The 16,762-nt window shown below is 30.1% G+C and carries 17 protein-coding genes; 11 read left to right on the plus strand and 6 right to left on the minus strand.

What is annotated here, in order from left to right; genetic code table 11:
* Positions 1-3: 3 nt before the first annotated feature.
* The 10 genes from KK2020170_RS09890 to KK2020170_RS09935 all read left to right on the plus strand — a co-directional run bounded on the left by KK2020170_RS09890 (position 4) and on the right by KK2020170_RS09935 (position 10,342).
* On the plus strand, positions 4-1,332 hold the full coding sequence (locus KK2020170_RS09890) for a 4Fe-4S dicluster domain-containing protein (RefSeq protein ID WP_221258174.1): 1,329 nt from the start codon (positions 4-6) through the stop codon (positions 1,330-1,332).
* A gap of 32 nt (positions 1,333-1,364) precedes the next feature.
* Positions 1,365-2,153 carry a (Fe-S)-binding protein gene (locus KK2020170_RS09895; RefSeq protein WP_221258175.1) on the plus strand — a complete coding sequence of 263 codons (789 nt, stop codon included), beginning with the start codon at positions 1,365-1,367 and terminating at the stop codon, positions 2,151-2,153.
* Between the two features lie 6 nt (positions 2,154-2,159).
* A complete protein-coding gene (locus tag KK2020170_RS09900) occupies positions 2,160-2,762 on the plus strand; it encodes a hypothetical protein (protein ID WP_221258176.1) in 603 nt (200 codons plus the stop codon).
* Entirely contained in the window at positions 2,762-3,244 is a 483-nt protein-coding gene (locus KK2020170_RS09905) for an ABC transporter ATPase (protein WP_221258177.1), read from the plus strand. Before KK2020170_RS09900 ends, KK2020170_RS09905 begins: the two co-directional genes overlap by 1 nt.
* Before the next feature lie 24 nt (positions 3,245-3,268).
* Positions 3,269-4,489 (plus strand): phosphoserine phosphatase SerB, encoded by a 1,221-nt coding sequence (gene serB, locus KK2020170_RS09910; RefSeq protein ID WP_221258178.1) that lies wholly within the window; start codon positions 3,269-3,271, stop codon positions 4,487-4,489.
* Between the two features lie 176 nt (positions 4,490-4,665).
* On the plus strand, positions 4,666-5,268 hold the full coding sequence (locus KK2020170_RS09915; RefSeq protein WP_221258179.1) for a hypothetical protein: 603 nt from the start codon (positions 4,666-4,668) through the stop codon (positions 5,266-5,268).
* A gap of 103 nt (positions 5,269-5,371) precedes the next feature.
* On the plus strand, positions 5,372-8,257 hold the full coding sequence (locus KK2020170_RS09920) for a serine hydrolase domain-containing protein (RefSeq protein ID WP_221260032.1): 2,886 nt from the start codon (positions 5,372-5,374) through the stop codon (positions 8,255-8,257).
* Positions 8,258-8,259: 2 nt separating this feature from the next.
* Positions 8,260-8,715, plus strand: coding sequence for a DUF1801 domain-containing protein (locus tag KK2020170_RS09925; protein ID WP_221258180.1), 456 nt, complete (start codon positions 8,260-8,262; stop codon positions 8,713-8,715).
* Between the two features lie 68 nt (positions 8,716-8,783).
* Complete coding sequence (gene bshA, locus KK2020170_RS09930) at positions 8,784-9,914, plus strand: N-acetyl-alpha-D-glucosaminyl L-malate synthase BshA (RefSeq protein ID WP_221258181.1); 1,131 nt, start codon at positions 8,784-8,786, stop codon at positions 9,912-9,914.
* The gene (locus KK2020170_RS09935) at positions 9,911-10,342 is read left to right on the plus strand and encodes a protease complex subunit PrcB family protein (RefSeq protein WP_221258182.1); all 432 of its coding nucleotides are present in this window, start codon (positions 9,911-9,913) and stop codon (positions 10,340-10,342) included. Before bshA ends, KK2020170_RS09935 begins: the two co-directional genes overlap by 4 nt.
* 46 nt (positions 10,343-10,388) lie before the next feature.
* On the opposite strand, the gene KK2020170_RS09940 is transcribed toward KK2020170_RS09935, so the two are convergent.
* From KK2020170_RS09940 to KK2020170_RS09950, 3 genes are all read right to left on the minus strand, one after another.
* Complete coding sequence (locus KK2020170_RS09940) at positions 10,389-10,880, minus strand: hypothetical protein (RefSeq protein WP_221258183.1); 492 nt, start codon at positions 10,878-10,880, stop codon at positions 10,389-10,391.
* A gap of 87 nt (positions 10,881-10,967) precedes the next feature.
* The gene (locus tag KK2020170_RS09945) at positions 10,968-11,762 is read right to left on the minus strand and encodes a hypothetical protein (protein WP_221258184.1); all 795 of its coding nucleotides are present in this window, start codon (positions 11,760-11,762) and stop codon (positions 10,968-10,970) included.
* Positions 11,763-11,793: 31 nt separating this feature from the next.
* The gene (locus KK2020170_RS09950; protein WP_221258185.1) at positions 11,794-12,624 is read right to left on the minus strand and encodes a UDP-2,3-diacylglucosamine diphosphatase; all 831 of its coding nucleotides are present in this window, start codon (positions 12,622-12,624) and stop codon (positions 11,794-11,796) included.
* Positions 12,625-12,772: 148 nt separating this feature from the next.
* On the opposite strand from KK2020170_RS09950, the gene aroC reads away from it, so the two are divergent.
* Positions 12,773-13,840 (plus strand): chorismate synthase, encoded by a 1,068-nt coding sequence (aroC, locus tag KK2020170_RS09955; protein ID WP_221258186.1) that lies wholly within the window; start codon positions 12,773-12,775, stop codon positions 13,838-13,840.
* 6 nt (positions 13,841-13,846) lie between these two features.
* Here the strand turns inward: aroC and KK2020170_RS09960 are convergent, their stop codons facing one another.
* The 3 genes from KK2020170_RS09960 to KK2020170_RS09970 form a co-directional block, all read right to left on the minus strand.
* Complete coding sequence (locus KK2020170_RS09960) at positions 13,847-13,990, minus strand: hypothetical protein (RefSeq protein WP_221258187.1); 144 nt, start codon at positions 13,988-13,990, stop codon at positions 13,847-13,849.
* A gap of 67 nt (positions 13,991-14,057) precedes the next feature.
* Entirely contained in the window at positions 14,058-14,474 is a 417-nt protein-coding gene (locus KK2020170_RS09965; RefSeq protein WP_221258188.1) for a thiol-disulfide oxidoreductase DCC family protein, read from the minus strand.
* A gap of 67 nt (positions 14,475-14,541) precedes the next feature.
* Positions 14,542-16,710: an endonuclease MutS2 gene (locus KK2020170_RS09970; protein WP_221258189.1), complete on the minus strand. Its 2,169-nt coding sequence runs from the start codon at positions 16,708-16,710 to the stop codon at positions 14,542-14,544.
* Positions 16,711-16,762: the final 52 nt, after the last annotated feature.

Consider the following 16,762-nt stretch of genomic DNA (forward strand, 5'->3'; position numbering starts at 1 on the left):
AATATGAGTATTTTACCTAATATTTTATTTGCCATAATTCTTTTTCTAGGAATTGGTTATTTTGCACGTAATGTAAAAAAGTTAATACGTAACATTAAACTTGGCCAAGATATTGATCGTTCTGATAATTCATCAGCACGATGGAAAAATATGGCAATGATTGCTTTAGGTCAATCAAAAATGGTAAAAAGACCAATTGCTGGTTTTTTACATATTTTAGTTTATTTAGGATTCGTTATTATAAATATTGAGGTTCTAGAGATAATTATCGATGGATTATTTGGTACTCATCGTGTTTTTAGCTTTTTAGGAGGTTTTTATGATGTTTTAATCGGTTCATTCGAAGTTCTTGCTTTTTTAGTTTTAGTAGCTGTTATTGTGTTTTGGATTAGAAGAAACGTAATGAAAATCCAACGCTTCTGGAAACCTGAAATGGAAGGTTTTCCTAAAAGTGATGCAAATTATATTTTGTACTTCGAAATGGTTTTAATGACGCTTTTCTTAGTAATGAATGCAGCGGATTATCATTTACAATTTGTACCAGGAGGTTTTAGTCACTATCATCAAGCAGGAAGTTTTCCAATTTCTCAGTTTATCGCACCCGTTTTTAACGGTATGGATAATGCACTTGTTGCTATGATTGAAAAAGGAGCATGGTGGTTGCATATTGTAGGGATTTTAATTTTCTTAAACTATTTATATTTCTCTAAGCATTTACATATATTATTGGCGTTTCCAAATACTTATTTTGCAAATTTAAATCCATTAGGACAATTTAATAATTTAGAAAGTGTAACTAATGAAGTTAAGCTAATGATGGATCCAAATGCTGATCCATTTGCTGCGCCTGCAAATCCAGATGCAGTTCCCGCTAAATTTGGAGCTTCTGATGTTCAAGATTTAAATTGGGTACAATTGTTAAATGCTTACACATGTACTGAATGTGGTCGTTGTACATCTTCTTGTCCAGCAAACCAAACAGGTAAAAAATTATCGCCTCGTAAAATTATAATGGATACGAGAGATCGTTTAGAAGAAGTTGGTAAAAACATTGATGCAAACGGTGGTAAATTTGTAGATGATGGTAAATCATTATTGAACGATTACATTACAACAGAAGAGCTTTGGGCTTGTACAACTTGTAATGCATGTGTAGAAGAATGTCCGGTTAATATTAGCCCGTTATCAATCATCATGGATATGCGTCGTTACTTAGTTATGGAGCAAAGTGCTGCGCCAACAGAACTAAATAATATGATGTCAAACATTGAAAATAATGGAGCTCCTTGGCCTTACAATCAAATGGATCGTTTGAATTGGGTGAATGAGTAATAAATTAAAATATAAACATATAAATTAACGATATGTCTGAAAGTTTAATAGTTCCAACTATGGCTGAAATGATGGCTGAAGGGAAACAACCTGAGATTTTATTTTGGGTAGGTTCAGCAGGTAGTTTCGATGATAGAGCAAAAAAAATAACTAGAGCTTTTGTAAAAATACTTAATAAAGCAAACGTAAACTTTGCTGTTTTGGGTACAGAAGAAAGTTGTACGGGTGATGTTGCAAAAAGAGCTGGTAATGAGTTCTTATTTCAAATGCAAGCTTTAATGAATATAGAATTATTAAATTCTTATGAGGTAAAGAAAATTGTTACTTGTGATCCGCATTCATTTAATTGTTTAAAGAATGAATATCCTAATTTAGGAGGTAATTATGAGGTTTTGCATCACACACAATTTATTAAACAATTATTGAGCGAAGGACGTATTAGTTTTAATAAAGAAACGTACAAAGGAAGTCGTATCACTTTTCATGATCCTTGTTATTTAGGACGTGCTAATAATGAATATGATGCGCCTAGAGAAATTCTTCAAACTACTAATGCTGCTGTTGTTGAAATGAAGCGAAGTAAAAGTTCGGCTTTATGCTGTGGCGCAGGTGGTGCTCAAATGTTCAAAGAACCAGAAAAAGGAGATATGGATATTAATGTTTTAAGAACACAAGATGCTCTAGAAACAAATCCAAATATTATTGTTACAGGTTGTCCTTACTGTAATACTATGATGACTGATGGTGTTAAGTTTAGTCATAAAGAAGAAGAGATTAAAGTTTTAGATATTGCTGAAATTATTGCTAACGCTCAAGAATAAAAAAAGATGAAAAAAATTGCAATGTTACTTGTTTTATTTGTTACTGCAACAAATTTATATTCACAAGAATTAACTAAAGACCAATTGAAAACTAAATTAGCCGAGCATACTTGTGAATGTTCTAATAGCAAGGAAATGACTAAAGACAATTATGAGTTAAATTTAGGATTATGTATTCTTGAAGCGGTTAATAAATATCAATCAAGTGTTGAAAAGTATTATGGTAAAAACTACATTTCAAAAATTGAAGAAATAGGAGGAGATGTTGGTGAAACTATGGCAGGTGTTTGTCCTGATTTATTAATTAAAATTTTTCAAAACTCTCAAGAACAATCTGATTCTTATAGTTCGGAAGAAGATGAAACAATCAATGGAACTTTTGTAAACACTAATGAGGATGGCTTTTTGTATGTTAATGTAAAAGAAGCATCTGGTAAATCTCATAAATTTTTATTACTTGATAATTTTGATAATTCTTATTTAGTAATTGACAATGTATTAAAATCAAAAGATAAGATAAAAGTATCGTATTATGTCGCTGAATTATATAATACAAAAACTAAAAAATACGAAAACTTTAAAGTAATTTCTGATATAGAAAAAGAATAATGTACGTACCATTTGAAAATTTACCAAAGCATTCTAGAGTTTGGATTTATCAATCTAACAGAAAACTATCTGATGATGAAGTGGTTGAAATAAATAAATTAACTAAATTATTTATTGAAGATTGGTCAGCTCACGGACAAGGTTTAGAAGCTTCTTTTATAATACGATATAATCGTTTTATAATAATTGCTGTAAATCAAGATGTGCAATCAGCTACAGGTTGTTCAATTGATGCTTCTGTAAAATTTATTCAAGACTTAGAACAAAAATATTCAATTGATTTATTAGATAAAATGAATGTAACCTACAAACAAGGTGAATTTATTGCTCATAAAACATTAATTGAATTCAAACAAATGGCCAAACAAAAGGCAGTTTCAGAGCATACAATTGTATTTAATAATTTAGTTAACACAATTGAAGAGTTTGAAGATTTTTGGGAAGTCCCAGCTTCTGATAGCTGGCACAATAGATTTTTTTAAGTACTTTTCTATAATTAAATTATAATGCAGGATAGCGATATCTTTTTATTAAATATTTCAGGTCAAGATAAACCAGGCTTAACATCTTCATTGACAGCTGTTTTGGCTGAATATGATGCGAAAGTTTTAGATATTGGCCAAGCAAATATTCACAATACGTTATCGTTAGGTATTTTATTTCAAATTAAATCAGGAAAAAAATCAGCAGCTGTTTTAAAAGATCTACTTTTTAAATCGTATGAGTTAGGAATAAAAGCAAAATTTACACCTATTGCTTTAGAAGACTACGAAAGTTGGGTAAGACAACAAGGTAAAGATCGCTATATTATTACACTTTTAGGTGAGAAATTAACTGCAGAACAAATTTCCGAAGTCACAAAGGTTATTTCTGAAAAAAATCTGAATATTGATGCAATAAAGAGGCTTACAGGAAGATCTTCACTAATTAAAGCGGATGAATACCCAAGAGCTTCCATACAATTATCAATTCGTGGCGCAATTCATAATAAAGCAGATTTTACTGAAAAATTTATGCAAATTTCAAAAGATTTGGATGTTGATATTGCTTTTCAAGAAGATAATATGTTTAGAAGAAATAGACGCTTAGTTTGTTTTGATATGGATTCTACTTTAATTCAAACCGAAGTTATTGATGAATTAGCAGAACTTGCAGGTGTTGGAGAACAAGTAAAAGCTATTACTGAATCTGCAATGCAAGGTGAAATTGATTTCAAAGAAAGTTTCATTCAACGCATGAAACTTTTAAAAGGTTTGAAAGAAGATGTTTTAAACGAAGTTGCTATAAATTTACCTATTACAAAAGGAGCAAGAAGACTTATTAATACATTAAAAGCAAATGGTTTTAAAACTGCAATCCTTTCTGGAGGTTTCACATATTTTGGTCATTATCTTCAAAAAGAATTAGGAATCGATTACGTTTTTGCAAACCAATTAGAAATCAAAGATGGCGTTTTAACAGGGGGCTATTTGGGTGAAATTGTTGATGGAAATAAAAAAGCTGAATATCTTCAAAAACTTGCAGAATTAGAAGGAATAGACATCAATCAAACAATTGCTGTAGGTGATGGAGCTAACGACTTGCCCATGATTAACTTAGCAGGTTTGGGTATTGCTTTTCATGCTAAACCAAAAGTAAAAGATAATGCACAAAGTTCGATTTCTAGTATAGGATTAGATGGTGTTTTATATCTTTTAGGTTATCATGATCGTCATATTGATTTATAATTTATTTATATTGTAATATTTGTAATTATTTTTTTTGTTTTTATTTTAAATATGTATATTTTTAACTAAAAAAATACAGTTAAACTATTATTTTGTCTATTTAATCGATAAAAAAATAATATAAATTATTTCTTTTCATAGCTTTATAATAAGGAAAAAATTTAATATGTAAGGCTATGAGAAAAACAGTACTTTTTTTTACGTTTTTCGTTTCTATGCCATTATTCTCTCAAGTTGGAATAGGAACGGTTGCTCCCCAATCTACTTTACATGTTGAAGGTACATTTCAAGTTTCTGACACAAATGACGTTTGTGATGCTGATAAACTTGCAGGTATCGGACCTACTGGCAGAGTGACAAATGTTATTGTAGGAGAAAATCTTACATTAACAGGGAATGTTTTATCAGCAAACACTGGTAATAACAATGCGTTCTATAAAATTGCAACAATACCCATTAGTACACCGTTTTCAAATTTTACTTTCAATGATTTTGATATGGATATTAGTGGAGTTAATAATGATGTTGTGATTTTTAGACTTGTAGGTGCTACTACTAATTTTTCAATTTCAGGAATTATTGGTGGGACTGATGGAAGGCATATTATAATTTATAATGCAAATAATGTCAATATGAAAATAGATCATTTGGTTGGTTCATTACCTCAAAATCAAATTGATACATTAGGACCTTCAACTGCAACATCAGGAATTGGTACTGTTGAATTAGTTTACGATGGAACACTTTTAAAATGGATAGTTGTAAACATTAGAGATTAGTAATAGTTTAAGACTTTTTTAGCAATTATATACTCTTATTTTTTAGTATATTTGAAAATCATCATAATAAACCATTATGATGATTTTTAATTTTAATCGTACTATGCGCTATATAAAATATTTTCTTCTTTTTTTTATTACATTTTCATTTGCACAAACGAAATCAAATTTACCGCAACAGCAATGGGTAGATAGTATTTATAGTAAAATGTCTTTTGAAGAAAAAGTTGGGCAATTGTTTATGATTGCTGCTTATTCTAATAAAAACGAAAAGCATTATAATGAAATTGATCAACTTGTAGAGAAATATAATGTTGGTGGATTAATTTTCTTTCAAGGTGGACCAGTTCGTCAAGCTAAACTAACAAATAGATATCAAGCTAAATCAAAAGTTCCTCTTTTTATAGGAATTGATGCTGAATGGGGGTTGAGTATGCGTTTAGACTCAACTTATCGTTATCCGTGGAATATGACGCTTGGAGCAATTCAAGATTACAAGTTAATTGAAGAAATGGGCAAGCAAATGGGCCGTCAATCTAAAAGAATGGGAATTCATTTTAATTTTGCTCCAGTTGTAGATATTAATACAAATCCTAAAAATCCTATTATTGGTAATCGTTCTTTCGGAGAAGATAAAATTAATGTAACCAACGCTGCTGAAGCATTAATGATTGGATTACAAAGTGAGGGTGTTTTTGCTACTGCTAAACATTTTCCAGGACATGGTGATACTTCAACTGATTCTCATCATACTTTACCAATGGTTAATTTTGATAAAGATAGGATAGATAATGTAGAATTATATCCTTATAAAGAATTAGTAAAAAAAGGGTTGTCAAGTGTTATGGTGGCACATTTAAACGTCCCTAGCATTGAGCCTCGTGAAGGTTATCCTACATCAATTTCATATAATGTAGTTACCAATATTTTAAAAAAAGAGCTTGGTTTTAATGGTTTGATTTTTACTGATGCATTAAACATGAAAGGTGCTAGTAATTTTAAAGAGCCTGGAGCAATTGATTTAGAAGCTTTTTTAGCAGGTAATGATGTTTTATTATTTGCTGAAAATGTTCCCGTTGCTATTCAAAAATTCCAGGAAGCTTTTCAAGATGGTAGTTTAACCGAAGAACGCCTGTCTGAATCAGTTAAGAAAATTTTAACTTACAAGTATAAAGTAGGATTAAATAGTTATAAACCTATAGAATTAAAAAACTTAACGAATGATTTAAATAAATCTGAATATGATGCTTTAAATTATTTGTTGTATGAAAATGCTTTAACGTTATTAAAAAATAAAGAGTCAATTGTACCAATTAAAAAGTTTGAAAATGAAAGAATAGCTTATGTAAAAATTGGCAATGACGACGAAACTTTTTTTGTTTCAAAATTAAAAGAGTATACTAATGTCGATTATATAAAAACAACAAATTTAGACTCTGTTTTAGTTGAGCTTAAAGATTATTCTAAAGTAATAATTGGTTATCATAAAGCTGATGGGGCTTGGAAAAATCATAATTTAAATTTTAAAGAGTTATTTTGGATAGAACAAATAGCGAAACAAAATAAAGTTATCGTTACATTCTTTACAAAGCCATATTCTCTATTAAAAATTAAGAATTTCAATAATATTGAAGCATTGATATTAGCGTATCAAAACAATAATTTTTCAAATACAGTGGCTGCTGAGGCTATTTTTGGTGCTATTGGATGTAAAGGTAAACTCCCTGTGTCCATTAATGAAAATTTTTATATAAATGATGGTTTAAAAACTACAAAGATGAATCGTTTGGCATTTGGTGCGCCAGAAAATGTTGGTATGAACTCATTAGTATTAACAAAAATAGATTCTGTTGCAAATCATGCTATAAACGAAAAGATGACTCCCGGAATTCAAGTTTTAGTGGCTAGAAAAGGTAAGGTTGTCTATCAAAAGTCTTTTGGTTATCATTCATATGATAAAGAAAAAGCAGTTCAAAACACAGATTTATATGATGTAGCTTCTTTGACAAAAATATTAGCTACACTTCCTAATGTAATGGTTCAGTTTGATAAAGGAAAATTAAAAATGAACACAAAATTAGGAACGATGCTTCCAGTATTTAAAAATTCTAACAAGAAAGATGCAACGGTGGTTGATATGTTAACGCATCAAGCTCGTTTTTATCCGTGGATCGGTTTTTATAAAGCTACTTTAGATTCTTTAGGGAAACCAGACTCAAAATACTATAGAAATGAATTTTCAGAACAGTTTTCAATAAAAGTAACTGATAATTTATATTTAAGAAAAGATTATAACGATTCAATTATAAAAGCAATTGCGGACAGTGAATTATTACCAAAAGTTCAATATAAATACAGTGATTTTGCTTTTATAATTTTGAAAGAATACTTAGAGAAAAGTACGGGTAAACATTTAGATGTTTTAGCTGAAAATAATTTTTACAAGATTTTAGGGGCAAATAGAATGCTTTATAATCCGTTAAGAAAATTTTCTAAAAATGAAATTATACCTACTGAAATAGACAATTATTTTAGGTATGAAACTATTCAAGGATATGTTCATGATATGGCAGCTGCAATGCAAGGTGGTGTTGGTGGACATGCAGGTGTTTTTGCTAATAGTTTAGATGTTGCAAAAATGATGCAAATGTATTTACAACAAGGTAATTATGGTAATCATCAATTTATAAGTAAAGAAACTTTTAATAAGTTTAATACTTGCTATTATTGTAAAGATGATAATAGAAGAGGTGTTGGGTTTGATAAACCACAACTAGGAAAAAGCGGACCAACGTGTGGTTGTGTTTCTATGACAAGTTTTGGACATACCGGGTTTACAGGAACAATGGCATGGGCTGATCCTGAAAAAGAAATTGTTTATATCTTTTTATCAAATAGAACTTTTCCTGAAGCAAAAACAAATGTTTTATCGCGAGAAAATATTCGTGAAAATATTCAAAAAATTATTTATGAATCAATTGTAGAATAAATATGACATCAAGCGCAATTTCACCAGAACAATATATTAACGAAGTTCCTGAAGATAGAAGAGAGGCTTTACAAAAACTTAGAGAAGTAATTTTATCAAATTTACCTAAAGGTTTTAAAGAAGGTATGCAATATGGAATGATTGGATATTCTGTCCCTCATGAAATTTATCCTGCTGGATATCATTGTGATCCTAAGATTCCTTTACCGTTTATGAGTTTTGCTTCTCAAAAGAATAGCATTAATTTTTATCACATGGGAATTTATGCAAAAAAAGAATTATACGATTGGTTTGTTTCTGAATTTCCTAAGCATTCTAAAAAGAAATTGGATATGGGAAAAAGTTGCATGCGCTTTAAAAAAGTTGAAGATATTCCATATGAATTACTTGGAGAATTAAGTCAAAAACTTACACCTGAGGAATGGATTGAGATATATGAAGCTGCTTTTAAAAAATAATTTAACGAATTATTAAATCTTAAATGTATTTATAGAAGTAACTTTATCCAGGATTTGAAAAAATTATTATGAAGATTGCAATTGTTTGTTATCCTACCTTTGGTGGTAGTGGAGTTGTAGCTACTGAGTTAGGCCTTGAACTGGCAAGAAGAGGTCACGAAATTCATTTTATAACCTACCGCCAACCCGTTCGTTTAGAATTATTAAATCAAAATATTTTTTACCACGAAGTTCACGTTCCCGAATATCCCTTATTTCATTATCAACCGTATGAGCTTGCTTTATCTAGTAAGTTAGTAGATATGATAAAGTTACATAAAATTGAACTTCTTCATGTACATTATGCAATTCCACATGCATATGCAGGTTATATGGCTAAAAAAATGTTAGAAGAAGAAGGAATAAAAGTTCCAATGGTAACAACTTTACACGGTACTGATATTACATTAGTTGGGAAGCATCCATTTTATCGTCCAGCAGTTAATTTCAGTATTAATCAATCTGATATTGTGACAAGTGTTTCTAAAAGTTTGCGAGACGATACTTATAAACTTTTTGAGATCAAAAAAGAAATAGAAGTTATTCCAAACTTTATTGAGATAGATAAAACAGAAATTTCAAAACAAGCTCCTTGTTCAAGAAGTTTAATGGCTAAAGAAAATGAACGAATCATTACTCACATTTCAAACTTCAGAAAAGTAAAGCGAATTGAAGATGTAATTCGAATTTTCTATAAAGTTCAAGAAAAACTGCCAGCAAAATTAATGATGGTTGGTGATGGTCCTGAAAAAGAAAAAGCTGAACAATTATGCGAAGATTTAAACATTTCTAATAAAGTTATTTTTTTTGGAAATAGTAATGAAATTGATAAAATTTTATGCTATTCTGATTTATTTTTATTACCATCAGAAACAGAAAGTTTTGGTTTAGCTGCTCTTGAAGCTATGGCATGTGGTGTACCAGTTATTTCTACTAATTCAGGTGGATTGCCAGAAGTTAATATTCATGGGAAAACTGGATTTTTAAGTGATGTTGGAAATGTAGTTGAAATGAGTGAAAATGCTATTAAGGTATTAGAGAATGAAGATTTATTAAATCAATTTAAAAGCAATGCTCTTAATAATGCTACATTATTTGATATTAAAAATATTCTACCTCTTTATGAAAATATTTATAACAAAGCTTTGCAATCAATATGAGAAAATTAGCCATTTTATTTAGTTTCTTTTTGTTTTCATGTAATTCTTCAAAAAAAATATATTCAGATAATTCTTTTGAAAATTTATATAAAGCTGAAATAGGTGGTAAATCAGAACTCAGTTTTGAACATATTCATACAAATAATAAATATTTAGAGCTTATTAATCGCTTAAATTTAAATGATATTGAAGACCAAAAATTACTCGATATTAATTTTAAAGAAAACGATGTATTAGTTACTTATTTGGGAGAAAGAACTACAGGTGGATACTCTATTGAAATTGAGGAAGTTTATTGGAAAGAATCTATTTTATATGTTAAGACTAAAGAAATTAAACCTGGAAAAGGAGATATGGTTACAATGGTAATAACGCATCCTTTTTGCATTTCATTGATACCTAAAGCTGATAAAGTTATATTAAAATAAAAAAATCCCGATTGATTCGGGATTTTTTTATTTTAATTGGTATCTATTACCATCTATATCTAATACCTAATGCGATATCTGGACCAAATCCATCTCTAAAATCAGCATAGTCTCCACCAAAATATAACTCAGGTCTGAAGTCTAATGATAATTGTAATGGGAAATCAAAATTATATTCGATACCTAAATCACCAGCAGCTAATACAAATGAACCATCATCTTTAAATCCATCTTTATTATAACTCCAAGATCCTACACCAGCACCTGCACCTGCATACCAATTAAAACCCCCATCAATATTCCATACCCATTGGTATAAACCTACTAACTTAAAGGCATCAACATTTTTACTGTTTCTCCATCCTAAATCAAATTCTAATCTGTTGTTTGACGATAATCCTCTTTGGTATGAAATTTCTCCACCAAAACCATCATTATCACCTAAACGTAATCCTAATGCATTTTTTGAAATGTCCTGTGCTTGAGCGCTAAATACCATTCCGAATAGTATAAAAGCTGATAAAAGTAATTTTTTCATAATTTTCGTATTTAATTTATTACAAATTTAGATATAATAACGTGACGAAGGTTTATATTATTTTCTTTTTTATTTATAAAATTATGATTAATTAATAAGATAAGTGTCTAATAACTCTTCTTGATCTTGAGAAGCACTTGCAGGAATTCCAAATTGTGAGATTTGAGAAGCAAATAAAGGATCTATAGTATAACTGAAAGTTGAGTTTGATTTGAATACTCCAATGTTTTCTGCAATTAATTGTTCAGAAACTAATACATCTTGGCTACTTAATACAGGCAATGCAAATCCATTAAAATCAGTAGTAATATTCATGTTCAAAGTGATAATAGTAGATTTTACATTTGTATAAGTTTCTCCATTTGAAGTAAACGTTGTATAACTATTGCCAGCTGTTGACTTAAGTGTATAGTTAATTGTTAAAGGAAAAGTTCCAACGGTTTGTTGAAAAGAGTCTGAATACGTATCTAGCGTAGTACCTTGACTTGCATTTGGATTAAAAATTACAAAATCGTCTAATGAAATTGAAATATTTGTTGGTAAACCCTGATTAGCTCCAAAATCTAAGCTTCCTGATAAAAGAAGGTTGTAATTTTCCATCCTTACACCATTGTTGTTTAAACTTGAAGAATAAAAACCAGTTGGTAAACTTTCAGTTTTAAATTTTTTATAGGTTTTTCCGCTTATTACGGTGTCATTTGCAATGTATAACGAATCGCGCGAAGTTCCTGCTGCACCTGTAACATCATAAGTCCAATAATCTCCATCTGTCAATGTTAGATTATAAGGTAGGTTGGAACCATTATTGGAATCATCAGAATCAGAAGAACAAGAGAATAAGGTTAAAATAAATAAAAAAGGTAATACTTTTAAGGCTTTCATAAATGTTAAAGATTTAGAAAGCTAATATATATTATTTATGGGTATTTATCAAATTCACAAACATTTGTTCACTTAAAGTCGATTCCATCATAAAATATTCTTCTTCCTCGTTAACTTCTAAAATTGGTTTGTGTTCATATAATTTCCAACGCTTTCTATTATATTCTAATGCAGTAAGATTTTCAATCCAATCACCTGAATTTAAATATAAAGTTGACCCTTTTGAAGTTGATTTTCTAATAATTTTCGGTTCATGAATGTGACCACAAACAACAAAATCATATTGATTGTCAATGGCAATATCAGAAGCAGTTTTTTCGAAATCTGAAATAAATTTAACGGCTTTTTTTACACTTCCTTTTATCTTTTTTGAAAGTGAATAAGGCTCTTTACCAATTTTACTTAAACACCAATTAATAAATCGATTTAATAAAATTAAATAATCGTACCCAACTCCACCTAGTTTTGCAATCCATTTGGCAGAATGAACTGAGCTATCAAAAACATCGCCATGAAAAAACCATGCTTTTTTACCATTAAGTTCTAATACAATTTTGTCGAGCAATGAAAAGTTACCCATATGAGTATCGCTGAATTTGCGTAGCATTTCATCATGATTACCTGTTAAATAGTAGACTTTTGTTCCTTTAGTAGAAAAACTTAGCAGTTTTTTTATGACTTTTAAATGTGATTTTGGAAAATAAGATTTTCTGAAATTCCAAATGTCAATAATATCACCATTTAAAATTAAAGTTTTAGGTTTAATAGAATTCAAATATTCCAATAATTCTTTAGCATGACAACCATAGGTTCCTAAGTGTACATCGGAAATTACAACAAGTTCAACTGATCTTTTTTTCAAAATGAAAGTTTCTTCAAAAAAAGTATACTTAAATTAATTCAGCATAAATGTAATATTATCAATTTGTTATGGATAAAAGTCTTATGTTAAATAAAAGTATAGGTATTGCGTTTAAAAAATAGCTATTTTTGTGGAAAACCAATTCAATATGGCAGGGAATACCTTTGGAAAATTATTTAAACTTACAACTTTTGGAGAATCTCATGGAGAAGCATTAGGTGGAATTATTGATGGTTGTCCTGCTGGGATTGAACTAGATTTTGAGTCTATACAAAAAGAAATGCAACGAAGAAAACCTGGGCAATCTTCTATTGTTACACAAAGAAAAGAAGAAGATGAAGTTCAGTTTTTGTCTGGAATTTTTGAAAGAAAAACAACGGGGACACCAATAGGTTTTATTATTCCAAATACCAATCAAAAGTCTAATGATTATTCACATATTGAAAACTCATATCGTCCAAGTCATGCCGATTATGTTTACGAACAAAAATATGGTATAAGAGATTATCGTGGTGGTGGAAGAAGTTCTGCAAGAGAAACAGCAAGTAGAGTAGTAGGTGGAGCAATAGCTAAGCAAATTATTCCTCAAATTAAAATAAATGCATTTGTTTCATCAGTTGGTGAAATTTTTATAGATAAACCGTATCAAGAGTTAGATTTTTCAAAAATTGAAAGTAATGCTGTTCGCTGCCCAGATGAAGCTAGTGCTTTAAAAATGGAAGAACACATTAAAGAAATCAAAAAACAAGGAGATACTATTGGCGGTACAATTACTTGTGTAATTCAAAATGTTCCCATTGGATTGGGCGAACCTGTTTTTGATAAACTACATGCAGAATTAGGAAAAGCAATGCTTTCGATTAATGCTGTTAAAGGCTTTGAATTTGGTAGCGGATTTTGTGGTGCTAAAATGAAAGGAAGCGATCATAACGACTCTTACAATGAAGATGGAACTACAAAAACGAATCTATCGGGTGGAATTCAAGGTGGAATCAGCAACGGTATGGATATTTATTTTAGAGTAGCATTTAAACCTGTTGCAACATTAATACAAAAACAAGAAGTGCTTACTAATAGAGGTGAATTAATTGAACAACAAGGAAAAGGTAGACACGATCCTTGTGTTGTGCCGAGAGCCGTTCCTATAGTTGAAGCTATGGCGGCTTTGGTAATTGCTGATTATTTTTTACAAAATAAAGTATATAAAAACGACTAAGTAATCTTAGTCGTTTTCTTTTTTCTTTTTATCGGAATTCATCATCATCATTACTGCACCAACAAGTCCTAAAATTACTAAGGTAAATATTCCAACCATTATAAAAGCACCATTAGTAAAATCAAATAAAGGAAGAACTAGACTTTTCATGTTTTTAGTTTTAGAATTTAAACAAAATTACATCGTTACGTAAAATTAAAAACTGATTTTTGTCATACTACTCTAAAAACTTTGCTTTTAATTCTGGAGTTGGAATCATACACGCTTCTTTTTTACCATACCATTTGTAACGATTTTTGGCTATAAAATCATAAACTCCATTTTTAATGAAATTTGGAACGTGAATAAATATGTAAAGTACAGCATGCCAACTTTTTAATTCTTTAGCAATACGCAATGCTGCTTCAGCTTTGAAATAGTATGCAATTCCAGGTTCGTATAAAATAATAGAATCGGTTTTTGAAGTATCAATTCCTAAGTATTTGATGATTTGTTGACCTAATTCAGATTGTATCGCAACAAATCTAAAAACATCGTTCTTGTCATTTTTTATAATAAACTGAACTGAAACATCACACAAATTGCAAACGCCATCAAACAGAATAATCTTTTTATTTTCAGGTAAATTAATCATAATTAACAATTACGAATTTTAAATTACGAATTCCATCTTCATATTTTCAAACCAATAAATTTTCAAATTAGATAGGTTGAATATATTCCAATTGATCTAAACTCACTTTTGAAGTAAAGATACCATAATTTACAACAGCTTTGGTTTTCTCAATTTTATCAATAGTTCCAATAGCTTTTCCATCAATCATACGAACTCTATCACCAACTTTCAGTACAACTTTTGGTTTATTTTCTTCCGCTTTTTTAGCTTCAATTTTCTTTTCTTTCTTCTCTTTTCGAATTTCTTCTACTTTAACTTGTACTTCTGCAATTACTTCTTTTTCAACCTTTTCTTTAGCAATTTTTTCCTTCTTGGTGATTTTCTTCCTTTTTGAGTTTTCAATCTCAACCATTTTCAAAAATTCTCCAATTAATACTTTTTTGTCTTTGTTGTTGAAATACTTTTCAGACATATCGTCTAAACGTTGACCCAAGTAAATCAGGCGTTGGTTCGCATCATATAATTCTTGATAACGCTCTAATTTGTCTTGAATTTTAGCATTAATCTGTTCCATTTTCTGACTTTCTTCTCGCGCTTTGCTTTCTTCTTCTTTTAAAGTTTGAGACGTTTTTTCTAATTTCGAACGCTCTTTTTGTAGCGTTGCTATGGTTTTATCGAAACGAACTTTTCCTTTTTCGATTTTCTTTTTCGCACGATTAATCAAACCATACGGAATGCCATTTTTTTGTGCTACTTCAAAAGTAAACGAACTTCCAGCTTGGCCTAAATGTAATTTATACATCGGCTCTAATGATTTCTCATCAAATAGCATGTTGGCATTTGTTGCAAATGGTAATTCATTCGCCAATATCTTCAAATTGGTATAATGCGTAGTAATAATTCCGAAAGCTTCACGAGCGTAAAATTCTTCTAAAAATGTTTCCGCTAAAGCACCACCTAATTCAGGATCGGAACCGGTACCAAATTCGTCAATTAAGAACAAAGTTTTATCGTTACATTTCTTCAAGAAATAGTTCATGTTCTTTAAACGATAACTATAGGTACTCAAATGATTTTCAATAGATTGATTATCGCCAATATCCGTTAAAATTCTATCGAATAAAAAAGTTTCGCTTCGTTCGTGAACCGGAATCAAAATGCCACTTTGCAGCATCAACTGTAATAAACCTATAGTTTTCAGTGTAATACTTTTTCCTCCAGCATTGGGTCCAGAAATTACAATAATTCGGTTATCGTTTTGTAATTCGATAGTTTGGGGATAAATGACTTCGTTTTTAGCTTTGTTGTTTATCCACAAAATAGGGTGGAAGGCATCTCGAAAATACAAACGCTTTTCGTTAGTAATATTCGGTAAAAGTCCGTTAATTTTATTTGCATATTTCGCCTTTGCAGCAATAACATCAATATCGCTAAGAAACTCTTGATATTCAGCTAAGTTTTCTTTAAACGGACGAATTTCATTTGTTAATCGTTTTAAAATGCGTACAATTTCCTCGCGTTCATCTTGCAGTAAATCGGCTAATTCACGAGAATAGCGTAAAGTTGCTTCTGGTTCTATATACACTATACTTCCGGTTTTAGAACTTCCCATCACCGAACCTTTCACTTTCTTGCGATACATTGCTAAAACCGCTAAAACTCTGCGATTTTCTACTATTGTTTCTTTAATATCATCTAAATATCCTGCCGAATTGTATTGCGTTAGCGCTAAACCAAAACTCTGGTTGATTTTTCCGCGAACGATTTGAATACTTTTACGAATGTGAACCAAATCTGGCGAAGCATTGTTTTTAATTTCGCCATATTTATCAAACACATTATCAATGGAAGCATTGATTTGTTTTTCAACTGCAATTTCAATCGCTTTTTTGTTTAGTTCGGGATAATAGTCTTCAAACTTTTTGAAGTATTTAATTAAGGTAATCGCAGTTTCGGCAACATGAGCGAGTTTTTTAAAACTTTGTGCTTCCAGAAAACTATCTTCAATTCCTAAAAATTTAAGTTCGTTTGAAATGGTTTCAAATCCGTGATTAGGAATTGCATTATTATTGGTAAAAGAAGCTTGATATTCAGAAGTTTGCTTCAAATTAGCCAACAATTGCGCTTTGTATTGAAAAGGCTCAATAGCCAATGCTTTTTGATTCCCTAATTCGGTATTACAATAGGCCGCAATGGTTTCTAAAATGGTATTGAATTCTAAATCTTGTAAGGTCTTTTTAGTGACTGAAATCATCTTCTTTTTCTCGCTTTAACTGCAAATTTACAAGCATTTGTATGATTTATTT

It is taken from the genome of Flavobacterium okayamense (genome assembly GCF_019702945.1).
Classification (GTDB): Bacteria; Bacteroidota; Bacteroidia; order Flavobacteriales; family Flavobacteriaceae; genus Flavobacterium; species Flavobacterium okayamense.